At 55.9% G+C, this 17,830-nt stretch carries 18 protein-coding genes; 2 read left to right on the plus strand and 16 right to left on the minus strand.

Annotated elements, in window-relative coordinates:
- Window positions 1–172: 172 nt before the first annotated feature.
- On the plus strand, window positions 173–847 hold the full coding sequence (locus tag ACI48J_RS19710; RefSeq protein ID WP_405079870.1) for an SIMPL domain-containing protein: 675 nt from the start codon (window positions 173–175) through the stop codon (window positions 845–847).
- A 203-nt stretch (window positions 848–1,050) separates the two neighbouring features.
- Here the strand turns inward: ACI48J_RS19710 and ACI48J_RS19715 are convergent, their stop codons facing one another.
- The 4 genes from ACI48J_RS19715 to ACI48J_RS19730 all read right to left on the minus strand — a co-directional run bounded on the left by ACI48J_RS19715 (window position 1,051) and on the right by ACI48J_RS19730 (window position 4,829).
- The gene (locus tag ACI48J_RS19715; RefSeq protein WP_405079871.1) at window positions 1,051–1,962 is read right to left on the minus strand and encodes a TauD/TfdA dioxygenase family protein; all 912 of its coding nucleotides are present in this window, start codon (window positions 1,960–1,962) and stop codon (window positions 1,051–1,053) included.
- A gap of 78 nt (window positions 1,963–2,040) precedes the next feature.
- Window positions 2,041–2,796: an ABC transporter permease gene (locus ACI48J_RS19720; RefSeq protein ID WP_326055046.1), complete on the minus strand. Its 756-nt coding sequence runs from the start codon at window positions 2,794–2,796 to the stop codon at window positions 2,041–2,043.
- A 130-nt stretch (window positions 2,797–2,926) separates the two neighbouring features.
- On the minus strand, window positions 2,927–3,943 hold the full coding sequence (locus tag ACI48J_RS19725; RefSeq protein ID WP_405079872.1) for an aliphatic sulfonate ABC transporter substrate-binding protein: 1,017 nt from the start codon (window positions 3,941–3,943) through the stop codon (window positions 2,927–2,929).
- A gap of 292 nt (window positions 3,944–4,235) precedes the next feature.
- Window positions 4,236–4,829: a TetR/AcrR family transcriptional regulator gene (locus ACI48J_RS19730; protein WP_326055038.1), complete on the minus strand. Its 594-nt coding sequence runs from the start codon at window positions 4,827–4,829 to the stop codon at window positions 4,236–4,238.
- 171 nt (window positions 4,830–5,000) lie between these two features.
- On the opposite strand from ACI48J_RS19730, the gene ACI48J_RS19735 reads away from it, so the two are divergent.
- Window positions 5,001–6,272 (plus strand): ATP-binding protein, encoded by a 1,272-nt coding sequence (locus tag ACI48J_RS19735; protein ID WP_405079874.1) that lies wholly within the window; start codon window positions 5,001–5,003, stop codon window positions 6,270–6,272.
- A 106-nt stretch (window positions 6,273–6,378) separates the two neighbouring features.
- Here the strand turns inward: ACI48J_RS19735 and ACI48J_RS19740 are convergent, their stop codons facing one another.
- The 12 genes from ACI48J_RS19740 to ACI48J_RS19795 all read right to left on the minus strand — a co-directional run bounded on the left by ACI48J_RS19740 (window position 6,379) and on the right by ACI48J_RS19795 (window position 17,742).
- Entirely contained in the window at window positions 6,379–7,332 is a 954-nt protein-coding gene (locus tag ACI48J_RS19740) for an aminopeptidase (RefSeq protein WP_405079875.1), read from the minus strand.
- Between the two features lie 95 nt (window positions 7,333–7,427).
- A complete protein-coding gene (locus tag ACI48J_RS19745) occupies window positions 7,428–8,099 on the minus strand; it encodes an AroM family protein (RefSeq protein WP_405079876.1) in 672 nt (223 codons plus the stop codon).
- 99 nt (window positions 8,100–8,198) lie between these two features.
- Window positions 8,199–9,131, minus strand: a complete 933-nt coding sequence (locus tag ACI48J_RS19750) for a DUF1177 domain-containing protein (RefSeq protein WP_405079878.1) — start codon at window positions 9,129–9,131, stop codon at window positions 8,199–8,201.
- 53 nt (window positions 9,132–9,184) lie between these two features.
- Window positions 9,185–10,246, minus strand: a complete 1,062-nt coding sequence (locus ACI48J_RS19755) for a DUF917 domain-containing protein (RefSeq protein ID WP_405079880.1) — start codon at window positions 10,244–10,246, stop codon at window positions 9,185–9,187.
- Between the two features lie 10 nt (window positions 10,247–10,256).
- Window positions 10,257–11,870, minus strand: coding sequence for an OPT/YSL family transporter (locus ACI48J_RS19760; RefSeq protein ID WP_326055025.1), 1,614 nt, complete (start codon window positions 11,868–11,870; stop codon window positions 10,257–10,259).
- Between the two features lie 384 nt (window positions 11,871–12,254).
- Window positions 12,255–13,178, minus strand: coding sequence for a DMT family transporter (locus ACI48J_RS19765; RefSeq protein WP_405079881.1), 924 nt, complete (start codon window positions 13,176–13,178; stop codon window positions 12,255–12,257).
- 9 nt (window positions 13,179–13,187) lie between these two features.
- Window positions 13,188–13,847, minus strand: coding sequence for an aspartate/glutamate racemase family protein (locus tag ACI48J_RS19770; protein WP_405079882.1), 660 nt, complete (start codon window positions 13,845–13,847; stop codon window positions 13,188–13,190).
- A 161-nt stretch (window positions 13,848–14,008) separates the two neighbouring features.
- On the minus strand, window positions 14,009–15,553 hold the full coding sequence (locus ACI48J_RS19775) for a PucR family transcriptional regulator (protein WP_405079883.1): 1,545 nt from the start codon (window positions 15,551–15,553) through the stop codon (window positions 14,009–14,011).
- Between the two features lie 653 nt (window positions 15,554–16,206).
- Entirely contained in the window at window positions 16,207–16,506 is a 300-nt protein-coding gene (locus ACI48J_RS19780; protein WP_405079885.1) for a hypothetical protein, read from the minus strand.
- Window positions 16,507–16,526: 20 nt separating this feature from the next.
- On the minus strand, window positions 16,527–17,156 hold the full coding sequence (locus ACI48J_RS19785) for a hypothetical protein (protein WP_405079886.1): 630 nt from the start codon (window positions 17,154–17,156) through the stop codon (window positions 16,527–16,529).
- A gap of 29 nt (window positions 17,157–17,185) precedes the next feature.
- Complete coding sequence (locus ACI48J_RS19790; RefSeq protein WP_405079888.1) at window positions 17,186–17,527, minus strand: hypothetical protein; 342 nt, start codon at window positions 17,525–17,527, stop codon at window positions 17,186–17,188.
- A gap of 20 nt (window positions 17,528–17,547) precedes the next feature.
- The gene (locus ACI48J_RS19795; protein ID WP_405079889.1) at window positions 17,548–17,742 is read right to left on the minus strand and encodes a hypothetical protein; all 195 of its coding nucleotides are present in this window, start codon (window positions 17,740–17,742) and stop codon (window positions 17,548–17,550) included.
- Between the last annotated feature and the right edge of the window lie 88 nt (window positions 17,743–17,830).

A 17,830-nucleotide genomic window follows, 5' to 3' on the forward strand; every position in this document is an offset into this window, starting at 1 on the left:
CACCTATTTCCATTGTAGCCAATCGCCGGCAAGGCACCGTAAGGAGAGTTTCGTTATAATCAAACCTGCCGACGCACATCCGTGGACCGGCGTATCCTCTGCCGGCATGCGGATGGCCCGGATTCCATACACTAAGATATAACACCTCTTGCATCCAGAAAGGAGACCGGCCATGTACGGTTTTGCACCCCCGCCGCCGCTTCCTCCATCACCCGGATACCGGGCAGGCAAACCCGCCTCCATTGAAGTTACGGGCGACGGAATCGTCTCGGTCGTACCCGACCGGGCGGTGATCGTGCTCGGAGCCGTCACGGAGGGAGAAGCCCTCTCGCTCTTGCAGGCCGAGAACGCCCGGATCATCTCGGCCGTGATCGACTCCCTGCTGCAGCTCGGAATACCCCGGGATAACATCCAGACGGACGAATTCCGGATCGATCCCCAGTACGACTTCCAGGACGGCAAACAAATTTTCCGCGGCTACCGGGTCACTCATCTGCTGAAAATTACGACGGAACGGGTCGGAGAAACCGGGACGATTGTCGATACCGCCGTCTCCAAAGGCGCCAACTCCGTCTCCGGGGTCTCCTTCCGGACGTCCCAGCCGCAGAAATACAGCAAGGAAGCGCTGACCCTCGCCGTCCGGAACGCCCGGGAGAAGGCGCAGACGATAGCGGCTTCCCTCGGGGTCACCCTGGCGGCGGTTCCGCAGTCCGTCCAGGAGCTCGGCCACCAGAACGAGCCTGTCCCGTTCAAGGCCTCGGTGCTGGCCGCCAGTCCGGCCACCCCGATCCAGCCGGGAGAGCTGCAGGTTTATGCGGCGGTGAGCGCGCGGTACACCTTCAGCTAGCGCGGGGCCGGACGCACCGAAAAAAGAGCGCAGCTCGTCAGTTGGGATACGCTCTTTTTTCGGTTAGGGCCGGACAGCACAACGAAGAGAGCGAATCCCGTCAGCCGTGATTCGCTCTCTTTCGCTGGAGCAGGGTCGCGAAAGGCGTTCGCTCCCGCAATGCCCGAACGCGCACCCGGGATTCCCGGGCGGTCCCCGCCCGCTTACGACGCGCTCGCCGCAGCCGCAGGCTCCGAGACGATGCGCGTTACGCTCTTGCGGCCGTCCACGCCGACCGGGACTTCGCCGGCAATCGTGACCCGGCGGACGACCCGGTGCTGGTCGCCGTAATCGTTCACGGCGTAATGCTGCGTGGCGCGGTTATCCCAAACCGCCACGTCGCCCTCGGCCCAGCGCCAGCGCACGGTATTTTCCAGACTTGTGATATGTTCCTGGAACAAGGCGATAAGCTTCTGGGAATCGGCTACGGAGAAGCCTTCGATTTTTTTGGCGAAGCCGCCCAAAACCAGTGTCTTCTCTCCCGTTTCCGGGTGAACGCGGACGAGCGGATGCTCCGTTTCGTAGACCGTGGAAGCGAAGCTCTCCCGGTATTTGCGGGCCGCTTCGCTGCCCAGGGCGTTGACCGTTCTGGCTGTGGCCGCATAATCGAAATCATTGGTGTGCAGCACCCGCAGCTTGTCGGCCAGCTCGCGCAGCTCCGCAGGAAGGAGCTCATAAGCGGCCGCCGTATTCGCCCACACCGTATCTCCGCCCGATTCGGGAATCACAATTCCCCGGAGGATGGAAGCGGCCGGATATGCATCGACAAACGTCACATCCGTGTGCCACACGTTGGCGCGTCCACCGTGAGTCGAATCCAGCTCCAGAACGTAATCCGTGCCGTCTTTGGGCTTGATCGTCGGATGGGCGATGGGACTGCCGAGCAGCTTTGTAAACTCTTCCTGTCCGGCATTGTCCAGGTGATTCTGGCCCCGGAAGAAAATAACCTTATGCTTTAGCAACTTTTCACGGATAAAACCTACCGTGCTTTCATCGAGACTGCCGGACAACGAAATCCCTTCAATAATAGCACCAATTCTTCCTGAAACCGGGGTTACTTTCACTTGTTCACTCATGTTCTTTTCCTCCTTTAAAATGGTTGATTTATCGTCAGCGGCAAGCCCGGTCCGGCAGCACGGCTGCCTTACCCGGGACTATCCCTTGTAATTGTCGCGCCACTTCAGCAGCCGCTCTTCCAGCAGCCGCACGACGGAATCCACAAGCTTGCCGACAACAGCGAAAATAAGGATGCCCACAAACACGGCCGTCGTTCTGGAAAACTGTCTGGCATCCTGGATCATATACCCGATGCCTTCGCTCGATCCCATCAGCTCCGCAACGACGAGCCCCAGCCAGGCGACGCCCAGCGACAGCCTGAGTCCGAGCAGGACATTCGGCAGCGCCGAGGGGAGCACCAGCTTCGTAATTTGCCGGAAGCGGCTGAACTCCAGCACTTTGGCTACGTCAAACAGCTTGGAATCCACGTTCCGGACACCGAGGAATGTGTTCACATACAGCGGGAAGAAAGCTCCCAGCGCGATCAGCAAAATTTTGGACAACTCGTCGAACCCGAACCAGAGTATAAAAAGCGGCGTGATCGCAAGATGCGGAACGGTGCGGAGCATCTGTAAAGTAGGATCGAGCATGTACTCGGCTCTTTTCCTCAAACCGACCAGCAGACCGGTCAGAAGACCGAGCGAGCCGCCGAGCAAAAAGCCGTAGGCCGCCCGCTGCACGCTCACCCTCAGATGATGGAAAAGCTCGCCGGATTGAACCATTGCCGCGAATTCCTCCGCAATGCTGAGCGGTGAAGGAAATAGCGTCGCGGAGACCAGTTTCAGCCCGCTTACCGTCTGCCAGACGGCAAGCGCCGCCAGCGGCAGCACGAGCCCGAGCAGGGCGATTTTCAGTTTGCCTCCTCGTTTGGCGGATGCTCTGTCCGCTGCGGATTGTCTCCCTTCCCTCTCTTCCAGGCCTTTGGCGGCCGGAGAAGACGGATTTAATTGTCCCAAAGCTGACACGGTCTTCGCCTCCTTCTCCTTATTTAGCCGGTTTCACGGCTTCAATCGCTTTGCTGTCCGTGTTTTGCGTCACGTCGATTTTCTTCTTGATAAATCCCGCTTCCAAGAGGATGTCCGCCGAAGCCTGCTGGATGCCGAAAATCTCTTTCGAAATGGGAACGTTCGAATATTCGGTATTTTGTACCACCAGCTCGATCGTCGCCCGGTCCGCCTTCTTCGCCTTCGCTATGAACTCGACGACCTCATCCCGGTGCCCCTTCTGAAAATCGACCGCCTTCTCGAATCCTTTCAGGAAAGCTTCCGCCGCTCCCGGGTGCTCCTTGATAAAATCGGTCCGGCCGATCGTGAGCACCGGCGCTTTGATGTTCAGGGCTTCCCCGCTCGTCAGGACGCGCGCGCCGTTTTTGGCGATCTGGATGCTCGTATACGGGTCCAGTCCGACCCAAGCATCCACCGCTCCCGATTCGAAAGCGGCGACAGATTCTTCCGCCTGGAGCTGGATAAGCTGGAAGTCGGATTCTTTCAGCCCCGCCTGCTTAACCGCTTTGATAAAAAAAACGTGAAGCGTAGTCCCCTTGGCAATGGCGATCTTTTTCCCTTTCAAATCCGCTAGGCTTTGGGCGGTGCTCCGGGCCGGGACGATCACGATGTTGAGCCCTTTCAAGCCTTCGGAGAGCAGAGACAGTGTCGTGACCGGCAGGTTGTTCGCCTGAGCGGATATCGCCGCCCCGTCGCCGAGCCAGGAGAAATCGACGCGTCCCGCGGCCAGTGCCTCCAGAAGAGCCGGTCCGCTCGGAAACTCGGACCATTTGACGTCCCCGCCGATTTTGGCGAACTCCTCTTCGAACCAGCCTTTCTCCTTGGCCAGGAGAAGCAGCCCGCCGCCCCCGTTGTTTGCGAGGTTGACGGTATATTTGCCCTTGGGCGCGTCCGTTCCGGAGGCGTTTGTCGCGGCCTGTCCGGCGCCGCATCCCGTAAGGCCGGCCAAGCCTATGGCGAGTGCCGCAGCCGCTAACGTTGCTTGAAGTTTGTTCATGCGCCGTGCCCCTTTTCACAAAAATTTTGGGTACAAAAAAGACACCCGACAGCGCGCGTTAAGCGGGCCGTGCAAGGTGCCACCAGTGGACCGGTAGGATACCAGAGTTATCCGTTCATACCTAAAAACAATTAAACCTAATATTCGCATAAAAATAGTTGGTTTTAAGATCCGACTAACTGACTAGTCAGTCAGTGCTTGTTGGAATGATTCTATCAGCCCCTTTTTGGGAAGTCAATACTTTTTTAGCAATACTTGAAAAGAAGGCGGCAATCCGTCCGTATCCGCCGGCTTATTTGCAAAGCAAACCGACCAGCTGCTCTTCATCCGGGCTCGCTACGGCGCCCAGTCCTCTGCGCCGGGCCCCGCTGACTCCGTTGAGCAGCGCGAAATAAAGCACCGCCAAATCCTCGGGTCTTCCTTCCCGGAATGTCCCCTCTTCTTGTCCCTGCTTCACGATCGCGATAATCGGCTGGAGATTCTCGACGGCCCTGCGCGGTATTTCCCGCTTTTCCTCCGCGGAAATACTGGCGATCGTCTCCGCATGCAGAACGACATGCATGCCGTTCAACGCATTCTCGTCCTCCCCGATTTTCCGGGCATGCCAAAGAAGCTTATCGCGCGCATTTCCTTCCCGGCGGCGGGCTTCTTCGCAGACTCTGCCGTATCTTTCCTGAAGCATTTTGACCAGGCTGACGAACAGCTCTTCCTTGGAGGAGTAATAGTTGTATACATGGCCGTGGGAAATGCCCGCCGCTTCCGCAATATCCGATATTTTGGCCGCCGCGAGGCCCTTTTTCGCGAAAATTCCGATAGACGCATGCAGAATCTGCGACCTGCGTTCTTCTCTCTGCTGCGTAACTTTTTCCGGGTTGTTCACAGACATGGCGGGTCCCCTTTCTCCGATACCGTGGATTATAACATATTTAAGGAATCTGAAAACTGAGGTTTCTCCCGGCTCCTGGAAATATTCGTTTTGAGCCCCAGGAAATTTCCCCTTCTTGCCGAATAGTGTAGGGATCAGATGAATAAAACCATGTCCAGAGGGTGAGCGATATTGGCACAGATCAAGGATCTTATACTTCAGCTCTTTTTTTCCCTTATGCCTTTCGTACTGTACAGTTTCTATTACCGGGACAAGGACACCAATTACTCCAAGAAATTTATTCTAACGACCTCCATGATCTGCCTGTTTCTTTCCATGACATTCGCTTCCAGCGTCGAAAAAGGCATCCAGTTCGATGTCCGTTACGTCATCCTTTTTTTCGCGCTTGTGTTCGGCGGGTTCCGCATCGGCCTTCTGCTTATGCTCGAGTTTGTTCTGTACCGCCTTTATTTGGGAGGACCCGGTACCTCTTCGGCTATGAGCATTTTGCTGGTTACGTTCCCCCTGTCGGTCTTGCTGTGCCATGTCTACCACAGGACAAGCCAGAAATACCTGGTCGCCCTTATGGCCGGACTTTGCTACTCTTTCTTCCCCCTTCTTCTTCTGTATATCGACCGGCCCGATTATATTCTGACTCATTTGACTTACCATATTTTGATCATGCCCGTTCACAATTTGGTCGGAGTTTTGCTGCTGATCTACTTGTTCGAGAAATCCGCGACGGATAAGGACATGTACCTGAGGTACCTGCAAAGCGAGAAAATCGAGGCCGTCGGCCAGGTCGCCGCATCCCTCGTGCATGAAGTGCGCAACCCGCTTACAACCGTGCTCGGTTTTTTGAAGCTGATCCGCCAAGACCAGGCAATGCCTCCCGAAAAACTTCACCGGTTCATTGACATCAGCATCGAGGAAGTGAAGCGAACGGAAGCGATTCTGTCGGAGTATTTATCCATGTCCAAGCCTTTGACCCAGAAGCGCGAAGAAATCGATCTCGTCCACGAGCTGGAGGCTGTCGCGGAGGTTATGACTCCCTATGCCACCATGAACAATGTGTCGCTGATCCTGCAAGTCCCGTCCGAACCCGTACGGCTAACCGCTAACGGAGCCGAAATGAAACAGCTTCTTGTCAATTTCGTAAAAAACGCCGTCGAAGCCTGTTCCGCCATACAAAAAGGTAACGTCACGCTGCGTATGCATACGGATGGGCAGCTCGTGAAAGTACATATCCGGGACAATGGGATCGGGATGAACAAAGAACAGCTGAGACGGCTCGGCTCGATTTATTATTCCACCAAAAATACGGGCACCGGCCTGGGCCTCACGTATTCTTATCAAGTGATCCGGTCCATGAACGGCACGGTCTCGGTGTTCAGCGAGCTTCACGGGGGAACGGAATTCACTCTCTCGCTCCCCCTTGCTTCCGATGGCCACGACGGACGATAAAAAAACCGCCGGTCCTTACATGCTCTGTCGGAGCATAACGGGACTGGCGGTTTCATTGATTGGCCGCGGACGGCCGGGATTGTACATGGCGGGTACTTACAGGGTGTTACACCTGATAAGCCAGCTTCCCCTTCTCCATGACCAGCTTGCCGTCCAGATATACGGTCGGCTCCTTAACGAGTCCGTCGATATGGACGCCGGCCGTGATCGTTCCTCCGAACGTATTGTTGCTGCCGAAGGCCACATGTATCGTGCCGTACACCTTCTCGTCTTCCAGGATGACGCCGGTGATTCTCGCTTTATCGTTCGTTCCGACTCCGAATTCGCAGAGAAGCCGGCCGTATTTGTCTCCGAGCATGCCCAGTAGCCGCGGTCCGGCTTCGCCTTCCGCCTTTACGATACGGCCCTGCTCGATGGTGAGCAGAAGAGGCTCGCTCAGCTTGCCTATTCCGGCAATGGACCCGTCGATCAGGATTTGCCCTTCCGCCGTTCCTTCCAGCGGCGCGATGTACGCTTCGCCGGACGGCAAATTTCCCGACTCGCCGGGATTAAGATACAGCCCTGTGCTCGGCACGCCGTCTCTTCCCTCCACAGGGAAAGTGAGCGTGTAGCCGCCCTTCTCGATGCGCACCTCCCGGGCCCCGGTTAAGAGCTTAGTCACTTGCTCCGTCAGACGTTTAACCCCGGCATAATCGGCCGTGATGGCGCCGTGAAGGAACATATCCTCCGTAATGCCCGGCATCGTGGCCAGCCTTGCTCCGGCGGCAGCCGCATTTTTGCGGGCCTGCGTATGTGTGAGAGACTGCTTCGTGATGCAGACGACCGCGTTCGAGGTGATCATGGCGGCGGCAACTGCGGCAGGAGGCTCTTCCCCCGGTCTGTACCGGTCCTTCATGACCATAAGCACAGCCTCTGCTCCAAGAGCTTTTCCCGCTTCGTAAAGCGGTTCCGCGAGATGTCTCTTGTCCTCGTCCGAGACGACCAGGAAGGATTCCCGCGCCTGCAGGCCCAGACAGCTTTGCAGCACGTGTTTGCCGACTTCAATGAGTGATTCGTTCATGATCTTCATCCTTTCCGATTCGGGAATAGAGCGGGAAGAGGCTGACGTCCGATTGCTTCCCCCATCAGCCTCAGCCCGTCTCAACATGGCTTCTTCTATATCATTTCCGATACGAGCTTGCCCATCAGAGCATTGGACAGAACCACCGGCCTGCCCGAGGCCTCCGCCATGAACTGCCTTGCTTCCTCCGTGTACCCCATACAGTCCAGCACGATGATATCGCTCTTCTCTTTCAGTTCCCCGGCGGCACGCCGGAATTCGGCTTCGTCCAGTTTATACGGCGAAGCGACGGCAAAAACCGGGCCCAAGCCGTAGGGCTCATACTTCTGCGCGAGCGTTGCGCACTGCTCCGCCAGCGGTACGAGCACGCCGAGCCTGCGGCCGCCGGCCATCGCTTTGACAGCGGGAGGGATCAGGTGGTCAGGCTCGATCAGATACGACCGCTCTGTAGTAAGGCCGGGGAATACGCCTGTGCACAGCAGCAAAATGTGCCGGATTCCGGCCTCCTCGAACTCGCTAATCCGCTTCTGCAGCAGAGGCTGCAGCTTCTCGCGCGACATCACGACGGATTCTCCGGTCGCCAGACGCGACGTCAGCACGTACTGCCCTTCTTCCGGATAAAGGTCCCTCTCGATGTCCGCTTTGCCAAGCCCGTCCAAGGCACCGCCCTGAACGAGCTCGGCGCGCCCCTCCAGGCAGCGCTCCACAATCGGCGCCACGTCTGTCCTCGGCGCTTGGCCGATTGTGATCATTCCTAGTTTTTCCATGTTCTCCACCCCCATGAAAGATCCGCCCGAAGCGGCTGAAAAAAAAGGACAGGGGAAACTCCCCTGCCTGCTGTCCCTGTCTGGCTGTCCGTTCCCCGCTTACTTGCCGCTGGTCTGCAAAATTTTCATGGACCCGTACAGCTTTGTGATCCGGCTAAATTCCTCCGGGTCGTAGAAAGCGCACGTGCCCGCCGTCATCTCCTTGGCCGCTTCAATGGCGAAACGCGCCGCCGCCGCGATGTCCGTCTCGTGGCTCGCTCCCGTTCCGCAGCCCGGCACGACGGATTGCGCCGTTACCGCAACACCGACAACGGGAGCATCCGTCGCTACGGCCGGCTGAAGGATGGAGTTGATGTGATACAGGTCGTTGCCGTACGGCGTGATGTCCTGCATCGTAACCGGGAACGTCACCGCATGCCGGCCGGTCGTCATCTCCATAATGCGGAGCAGATCGTCGCTGACGCGGAGGATGTACCCTTCCTTCACGGTCGGCGAAATCGCGATGCCTTTGTGATTGATCACGCGGTTGCCCTTCGTCGTGTCGATGGACAGAATCGCGTCCATTTCGGGCACGACTTCCTCCCGGTTCATCGTCAGGATATCGACCGGCGAATCCATAAAATCGACCGGTTCATGCGGACGGGTCGGCGCGTCCGGGCAGATGTGAGTCGTGACGATCACATCGCCCGGGAGCGCGTCGCCCTTCGTCTGCATATCCGCCAGCTTCAATGCGGCGGCAACAGCCGCAACCGCTCCGTCGGCATCGGAGACGAGTCCGATGCGGCTGGGGCGTGCCCCGATGCCGCCGAGACGGCCGATAATGCCGAAAGTCGGCGCGCTGCCGCCCTTGCTTTTGCCGTCCGTGCCGGGGATCACGACTTTGACGAAATCCGTGCTTCCTTTTTCCCCGCTGACTTTGGAAACGGTCACCGATACGCCGGGATAGGCGTCGAACAATTCTTTTACCTTCGCTCCGCTTGCATAAATGCTGTCGAGTGTATCGAGAACGGTCATCGTTTGTTTAAGGGTCATGTTAATTTCCTCCGTATGAATTCACTTTGATGTCGAAATGAACGAGTCCGGATTTAATCCAGGTAAGAAAGCACCGGTTTCTTGATAATGTCTTCCACCGCTTGCAGCAGCTTGCGGTTTCTCATCGTCGTGCTGAGCAGCAGTTTCTCGGCGGGCACGGTAATGACGGCAATGTGCTGCCCTTTCGCGATGGCGGCCGATACGATCGGCTTCGCAGTTTTCGCGTCCAGCGTCATGATCAGATCCGGGAAGGTGCCGAAGCGCTCCCCGTCTTTCTCGAGCGTCATGTACTCGTTCCAGAAGGTCATCTCGTACGCGTCGTCGATCCGGACGGTTCCGGCATCGAAGCCGCCCGCCGTTTCCAGCACGAAGTCCGTTACCGTGCCGGCGGTCACGATTTTACCTCCGAGCTGCGCGACCACGGCCTCGATGGCGGCCTCCCCCTTGGCGGAAAGCAGCGCCCGGCCGACTTCGATCGCCTGCGTGATGGCCCCCGCCGCGCCGTTGGCTCTCGCGTAAGCCGCGGTCACCGGGTTCCGCGCCACGGCCACGAGGCCGCCCGCTTCGATGGAAGCCTTGCGGATCATCGTCGACGCCTTGTCCAGCGTCCCGGAGATGCTCAGCTCGATGTAGCGGTCGCCACGGCCGCCTGCGGCAGCTTGATGGGACACATAGTCCTCCACCTCGGACAAGTTCATCGAGCCCATGGAGCCGGTCGGGTGAGCCCGGCCGTTGCAGGCGAAATCGACGAGCGGCACGCCGGTGATCGCCGACTGGAACCAGCCGTTGACCGTCGTCCCGGCCCCGTTCTCGTTCGTGTGGAGCCCCTGGATGGGCCGGCCGATCTGGGCCGCGAGCATCTCAAGCGCCTTCGCGTAGTGAACGGGCTTCACGAACTGTTCTTTGGCGGCCGGAGCGCCGACCATGGAGACGGTGACCAGCAGGTCGTCGTCCCCGAATTCGTCGAGAGAGATCAGCTCGGGCTCGCCGACTTCCAGCGCCAGGCGTCCGAGCTTCAGCCCCTCCTCGATCCAGCCGCCGCCACCGCCGCCCAGAACGGCGCCGCCGTATACGGCCTGCTCTGCCATTTCTTCGTTCAGCTTAAGTCTCGTCATCGGAGTCACCTCATTTTTTCAGTTTGAATACGGAGCTAAAGAAGCTGTACAGGGCATCCCCCGCGATAAAGCCGGCGGCGAGAATGCTCATCGGTGTTTCGGCTTCCTTCTTGAAAATTTTCAGAACGACGATCCGGATCAGAATACCGGCGAGTACCGCCCAGCACGCATTCGGCGAAACGATCAGAAGACCCGTGGCGAAAAGCACCCCGATCTGACGGGAAGGTCCTCCGAGCAATTGGACAATCGCGCCGGGAATCGCCCAAAGCAGCAATTGGCGGGCAATATCGGCCGAAGCTCCGGCCTGGATCGTGGACACATACACTTTATCGATCGGCGGAACGAGGTTTTGCGCAAAATAGCCTTTGTACGAGAGCAGCACGGTCAGCAGAGCGACGCCGAAGGCGATCATCGCCGTGATGTACTGCTGTTTTCTCCCGTGAAGCTCAAGCTCGGGATCTTTGCCGCTGCCCCGGAGAATATATCCGGCTTTCAGATCGTAGCCCATATCCGCAAACGCCGGTCCCGTTGCCGCGCTGAAGCCGGCCAGAAGCGCTAGCGCAACCGGCGGAAACCCGATCAGCATGCCGAAGAGCAGCGTGATAAAAGCGACGGCAAACGCCGGGAACCAGCCGGAATGCATGGCGGCGATCCCTACGATGATCTCGTGCACGAAGGCGGCGAAAGCGGCGAAAATGATGAAGCCGATCAGCATGCCGAGCGACATTTTCGTCATAATGCCGCCGATGACGGCAATGAGCAGCGCGATGGCCAGGTAAGCGGCAAAGCCGAGGCTGAGGGCGCGGCGGGCTTCTTTATCCGTCCGTGTCAGCCTGCTGTCCGTGACTTCTTCCTCGCCTCCCGCTTCGGAGTCCGCCGGTTTCGGACGCTTGAAAATGAGCATCCCCGCCTGAATGAGCGCGACGATACCGGCGCCGATCATGACCCCGTGGGCGATGTACAGCCGATTGACGTCGATATCGAACCACGGCACCGAATACTGCCGGATCATCAGGCCGATGCCGAACATCGTGAGCGCCCAGATGTTACCTATAAACGCGACGCCGAAAGCGGACATCGAGATTTTAAAATACGAGCCGATAAGCCCGATAACGGTTCCGACACCGAGCAGCAGCGCGCGCTTGCCGCCTTTATCCCCCGCCAGGATCGATTCCGCGGTAGCCACGCCGGGCGCCCAGGTTCCTTTTGCCGGGAAGAGTTTGGAGTCGTAGAGCTTGTACAGCAGTGTCGCGTCGACGAACATCGCCAGCGCGGCTCCGATCAGCATCGGCACGATCAGTTCCGTCGCCCCCATCGCAAACGGAATCCCGATCGGAATAAGCAGGCTGTTGGCCGCTCCGAACGTAGCCGAGGAGATGGACGTCTGAACCAGATTTTGACGGTGGATCGATTTGTATTTACGGAAGATCATCACGGGAATCCGTGCGATCAGCATCGCGACAAGTGCGCCGATAATCGCGGTATTCGGGGTTACCCCCAGTGTCGTGACGAGCTGCATCCCGATAATGGCCCCGATTACACTCGTGATAATGTTCAAGATCAGTGCGAACGGCTCGAAAATACTCGGGTGCTTCTTTTCTTCCTTTACCTCTTTCTCTTCCATGGACAATCCCCCTAATCACTTGATGTAGAACCGTTTTCCCGTCCTTTGTTTCCTTCAGGAAACTATTTTTCTGTCGCGGGAATGAAGCCGAAGGCAGAGGCGCAAGTATTTTTTGCACAAGTAGTAAGCGAAAAATGGAATTATCCGACAAACGAAAGCGCGGAGCGGAAAGGCCGGCTCGTAAACCGGGTGAGTTATAGCCTTCACAGACGTCCTAGCCGAGCTCATGCAACATGTACATCATAAACATACTAGGCATGTCTCATTCGTCGCGTGCCGGCATTCCTCGTATACATTCCATCTCGCCCATACCGCTTTAAAGCTTTACTAGAATATAGCCCGAGGGTATGACAAAACCTGTTCGCCGGCGTTTTCCGAAAGGGATTACTTTCCGGCCGTATCCGGCAAAACCTCCGGTAACGTCCGCTTCTTTTTCAAGGAAAATATACGCAGTTGAACCGTCCCGAGAAGAACCCCGGTAAAAACAAGCGCAGCTCCGAAAAGCTGTGAACCCGTAACGGCGCGGCCGAGAAGAAGAAACTCAAGCAGCATCGTCATAAGCGGCTGCAAATTCAGCATGATGGCCGCTTTGGCCGCGCCGAGCGTCTGCATCCCTCTGTTCCACAGAACGCCCGTAAGCCCCTGCGCCACGATCACCGTCACGATCACGAGCGCCCACATCCCGGCCGGATGAATCCATGTGACCTCCCCCGCCGCCAGAACGAACGGATCGAAGAGCACAGCGCTGAGTGCGAAGCTGTAAACCGTCACGATAAAGGGAGACAGCCGCCTCGTCAGAATGCGGGCGAAAATCAGGTTGCACGAAAAGGTAAACGTCGCGCCCGCCATAATCCAGTCCCCCGCATTGAACTGCAAACCGCGGACATTCAAGGCGATGGCCAGTCCCGAAATGGCGAGCACGCTGCCTGCCACCATGCGCCAGGTCACCCGTTCTTTCAGGAAAAGAGCGGCCAGACCGGCCGTAAACAGCGGAGATAGCGTAAAAATAAGCGAAGCGTTCGTAGCCGTCGTGAGCTGGAGTCCCCGGAGCAGCAGGATCTGGTTGGCGATGAGGCCGATTCCGGCCGAGCAGCAGAGCCAGAGCGCGTCTTTTCCCGTTATTTTCACAAAAGCGCGCGTCCCCCACGCCCACAGCAGAAAGGTGCCGGACACGATCGTCAGGCTGAGCGCCGAGAGAAACAAGGGAGGAAACTCCCGGAGCAGCACCTGTCGGACCATGTAGTTCAGCGCCCAGACGAAGACGCAGAAGATCAGAAGCAGGTAGGATCTGGCCGATGTCCAAGTCACGAGCTTGGCTTAATTCGGCTCGCGGACATCATCGAGCTGCTTGTAGTAATGGGAGGCGAACAAGCCCTCCGCTTCGACGGCGTCGACGACCGGAACATGCAGTTCGCTCCGGAGAACGGCGGCCAGGCCGATGGTCGAGAAGCCCGTGCAGGCGAACACGATGACCTTCGTCCCCGCATCCAGCAGGGCCCGGGCGGCTTCGACCGCTTTCTCGCGTCCGGCGGGTGTCATGAGATCCGTCGTGTTGGTGACGCCTTCGGGACGCGCGTAGCGGACGAGCTTGCCGCCGAGCAAATCGCGGATGACCGCGGGCGCTTCCTCCGTAATGCCCAGCACGCCGACAGGCCGGCCCATGGACAATGCCGCGTACGCCGCGGCGCTTCCCGCTCCGATGACCGGCACCGAGACGCTTTCGCGCAGAGGCTCGATCGCCGGGTCCGCCGCGCAGGAGATGACCAGCACCGTGCAGCCTTCCCGCTCCATCCTCTTGCCGAGCTCGACAATTTTCGGAACCGCGATGGCTTCCGTCTCCCCGTCGTAAATGCCAAGGGGCTGATCCGGAATGCATTTGCTCACAACGGGCAGTCCATACGTCTCATTCAGTAACTTTCCGTGCTGCTCGAGAACCTTCGTATCTTCCGTCGTTAATACGCGGATCACTCCGATCATGGCTTCCCATCCTTCCTCGTTTTCGTTTGCTTTTGTAGATTTCGTGTAGCTTGTTAAAGTTGGATTGGTAATATTGTATTCGTTTCCAAAGAGGCGGACCATGTTCCCTGCTGCCAAAAATAACGAAGGCCTTTTGTGCTCGGAGCACAAAAGGCCGATTTTCATTCCAGATTTTTCAATAAATAAAACGACGTGCACAAATAATACATCAGCCGTTTCGACGTATCTTCCATGTCTATGTCAGCTATGTCTTTGATGCGGTCGAGCCGGTATTTTACGGAGTTCCGGTGAATGTACAGCTTGTTCGCCGCTTCGATCAGACTGCCCCCGGCCGCCAAGTAAGCATGGAAGGTGGGCACAAGATCGGTTCCGTTGTCCCGGTCATACTTGGAGAGCCTGCCGATCTTCTTCTCCGTGAACGCGTCGAAGCCCACATAGGCCGACGATTCCAGCAGCAGATCGAACATTTCGATCTCCCCGTAGCTGAACGTACGGCGTTCTTTGTCCAGCCGGCAGCCGATGGTCATCGCTTTTTTGGCCTTCACGTAGCTGCGGTACACTTCCCAAAGCGGAGCTTTGCCGCCGAAGCCGGTCCGGATGTGGCTGTGGGAGTCCAGCAGCGGGGCCAGAACATCGGCCCACCCGGCCGTTTTGCCGCTGACCGGCTGCTTCGTCCCTGGCTCCGATGCCGCCTGGGAAGCGAGCAGAAGGACAAGCCGGTCCCCCTGCCGGAACAGATGGGACTTCACCTTGCGGGCCGCCGATTCGCTTTCCACAAGCTCGCCCAGCGCAACCGGAAGGGCCGCGTGCTCCTCGAACAGATGCGGCTCGCCCTCGACGATGCAGACTTCCCAGCACCAGTCCGGCTGGAGGCCAAGCTGCCTCCCCTTGTTCTCCGCGTCCTGCCTGGACAAGGGCAGGCCCATCAGCAGCTCCTCGAAGAAGCTGCCCTGCAGCCGCTGCTCCGTGTCGTAGGCGATCTTGCGGCGCATCAGCTCCAAGGAGAACACCAGCCGCGCATGCTCGATGCAGACCAGCTCCAGCTCGTCGAGCCGCTCCTTCCCGATGATGAGACGGCCGGCGAACTGCTTGTCCACCGACACGTCCCAGCTCTTCGTCCGCCCGGCCGGCGGATCTCCCGCATCAGCCGGCGACGAAACGATGACGCGGCCGTTCTTGTGGACCACCCAGATGGGCGCCTGGACCAGCTCCGCCACGCTGTCCGCCACCACCTGGATGCCTTTGTTGTGCAGCACAAGACCGGTCAGCGTCTTGTTCACTTCCTCGGACCTGCGCAATAAAGCGGCTTGTGTATTCAGAATCTGCTCCATCACCGTATGCGTGATATCGATGTACGGAATTCCCGGCGGAATCTGGATTACCGGAATGCGATACCTGTTGCTCAGCTCCACCATTTCGGCGGGAATGCCGCCCATGAACCGCTCCGGCTTGATCGCAAGCGCCGCGGCATCCGCTCTCCTCAGCTCTTCCATCAGCTCCAGCACCAGGCCCGGATCGTTGCGCATGGAGTACCCGGTGGTCAGAATGAGCTCGCCTTCCCGCAGCCAGCCCTTGATATCCGGGACCTCCATAATGTCGATATAGCGCACGACGCGGTCCAGCCCTTCTTCTCCGCTGATCAGCGACGCGTCTTTCAGTATGGGAAGCTGGAGCAGCTCCCGGACCGTCATCCCTTTGAGATTCATCGTGTTCACCCGATTTCAGACAGTTTGTGCGTTTCTTGGTGCGTGGGGCAAAGGTAAAAAACTTCTGCGTCTATTGTATCATTTCTGCGTTTTTTGTGGGGGAAGGGGCGTGGCAGGCAAGGGAAAAGAAGGATGCCTGTTAGGAGGCTCCTTCTTTGGGGAGTGATGGTTTGGATTTTATTGGGACCAGAAAAGGGGCGATGCTTATAATCAGCCAGTACCAGATCATATAGGTGGTGGTTAGAGGGAACTTACCTATTTGAATAAAATCTCCGTTTTTAATATAAACAATCAGATTCGCAAATACGGGTGCTAAACTAACGAAGAAAAAGATACATCTACTGAACAAACTGACTTCAACATCACCCATACAGTGAGCGCAGGCTACTTTCTTATTCCTATATAAAGCTATGAAGACTTTACTCCATTTCAGATAACCGTTACAACTCCTACATCGCTTTCTCATGAAATTCCGTACTCCCCTAATTGAGTTATAGAAACCGGCTTATTCCCCACTCATCATAGATGGTCGAAGCTTGAAGGCACTGTTTATTATAATCAAATCATCCAAAACCGTTATTTCATGCAAAGCTGATTCATGCTGTAAAGAGAGACTTTCGGCATCTCCATGAAAATGGCTCACTCCCACATGCTCAGGCAGGCACACAAAAACAGCACGGCGAACCGATAACGAATCGATCAGCATCCCCTTTATTTCCTTGAGAGATAGCCTGAGAAAACCTTCCTCTTGGAATTTTTGGATCATCGTAAGAAGCCCGTTGTGGTTCGGCTTTCCCGCTTGGGTGGTAATCCCCGATGTAAGTCGGAACCAGTTCCAGATCACCTACTAGCCAGGATACATTCGGATGTAATTCCGTATAAAATTGCAGCAATCCCAAAATTTCTTCGCTGTTATGATTGGAATCCTTCGATTCATAAGTAAACGAATGCATGAGTAGCTTCCTCCAAGCGTCTATCTATCCTTCTTCCGGCCTTTCTGAACATCACTGTTTTCAAATTCCCTTCCACAGAATAATCTTCGTTCATACTCCGTGAACCAATCATACCTGTGTGCTTTTATCAAAGAGAGGGCTTCACATAAAGCAGCATCTTTCAGTAGCAATAATTGATCATAATTGATGTCCGATTTTCTTAACCATATGTATGCTAACGATTCGCCACAGCTTGCAGCAACCATTTCCCCTATACCGTCTTGATTAGATACCTTCAGAAGCACAGCGATTGTTTCTTCATCTTCAAAATGCTCACCCAGAACTATCGCCGCGTCGTCTTTTTCAGCTTCCGTTGAATAAGGATCCAGTAAAATATCGATTAGTGCTTTTTTCATTACCACACCCTCTACATCCTCTGTTGTAAAATACACCCCCGGGTATTTTTGATGATCTTCTTCAAACGGAGAGAATCTCGCCGCTACTGCAGCAATTTCTCTAAAAAGAACTCTTTCCGTTTCAGTTAATTCCGCGTCATTAAGTTCATAATGGTAAGTCATATGAAATTCATCGCAGAACGTTTCTGCCTGTATTTCTTTATCCTTGTATAGTCTTAGCAGCCAATACAGGCGCTCTTTGGGTGTCCGTTCCATGTGAGATTCCCCATTTTTCCCAGCGCTATTTAGCTCAAATCAATCGTAGTCCAACCGGCCGAGGCAATTCCTCTTTTCCATCGGGATAACTCGGTTTGCAAATCTTTCTCGTCTACGGAAATTTCGAACTCTATTCTAGTAAAGGGTTTTGTAAAAAATTCGATATAAGGAGGGCTGGCCGTAAAATCTCTTTGTCCGATGCAAAAGTCTGTTTTTCTGATTTCATCTGTCATCTCATCCGTTAAATTCTCGGTTCTCCTCCGGTATTGGACCCAGTGTTCATGGCATTGTTTAAGATCTATCTTTTTGTTTTCTCCATTTTCATCGGTATAGACAAGACCATCCACTGTAAGGGTTTCAATGATTTTCATGCGCTACCCCCTATCGACTTTCATGATCCTCCTGTTTGCTTATCCGCTACAGCCAAGATACTGATAACAATAGCAAACACCAAGAAAATCATGCTCATAACCAACGGTTCCGTTATTTCAAACTTATTTTCATAATAAAGAAGGAGGGCATCCACAATAAAAACAGTTAAAGTAAATAAAAAGAAAACAAGGAAACGTCCCGTCTTTGATGGCATTCCATGCACAGTCCTTTTCCAGATCAAATACAAGTTCTTCTTTATTTAATCTCTTGCTTGTTAAAGATTCGTTTAGGAGCAATTTCAG

The organism is Paenibacillus chitinolyticus (assembly GCF_045038035.1).
GTDB classification, from domain to species: Bacteria; Bacillota; Bacilli; order Paenibacillales; family NBRC-103111; genus Paenibacillus_F; species Paenibacillus_F chitinolyticus_A.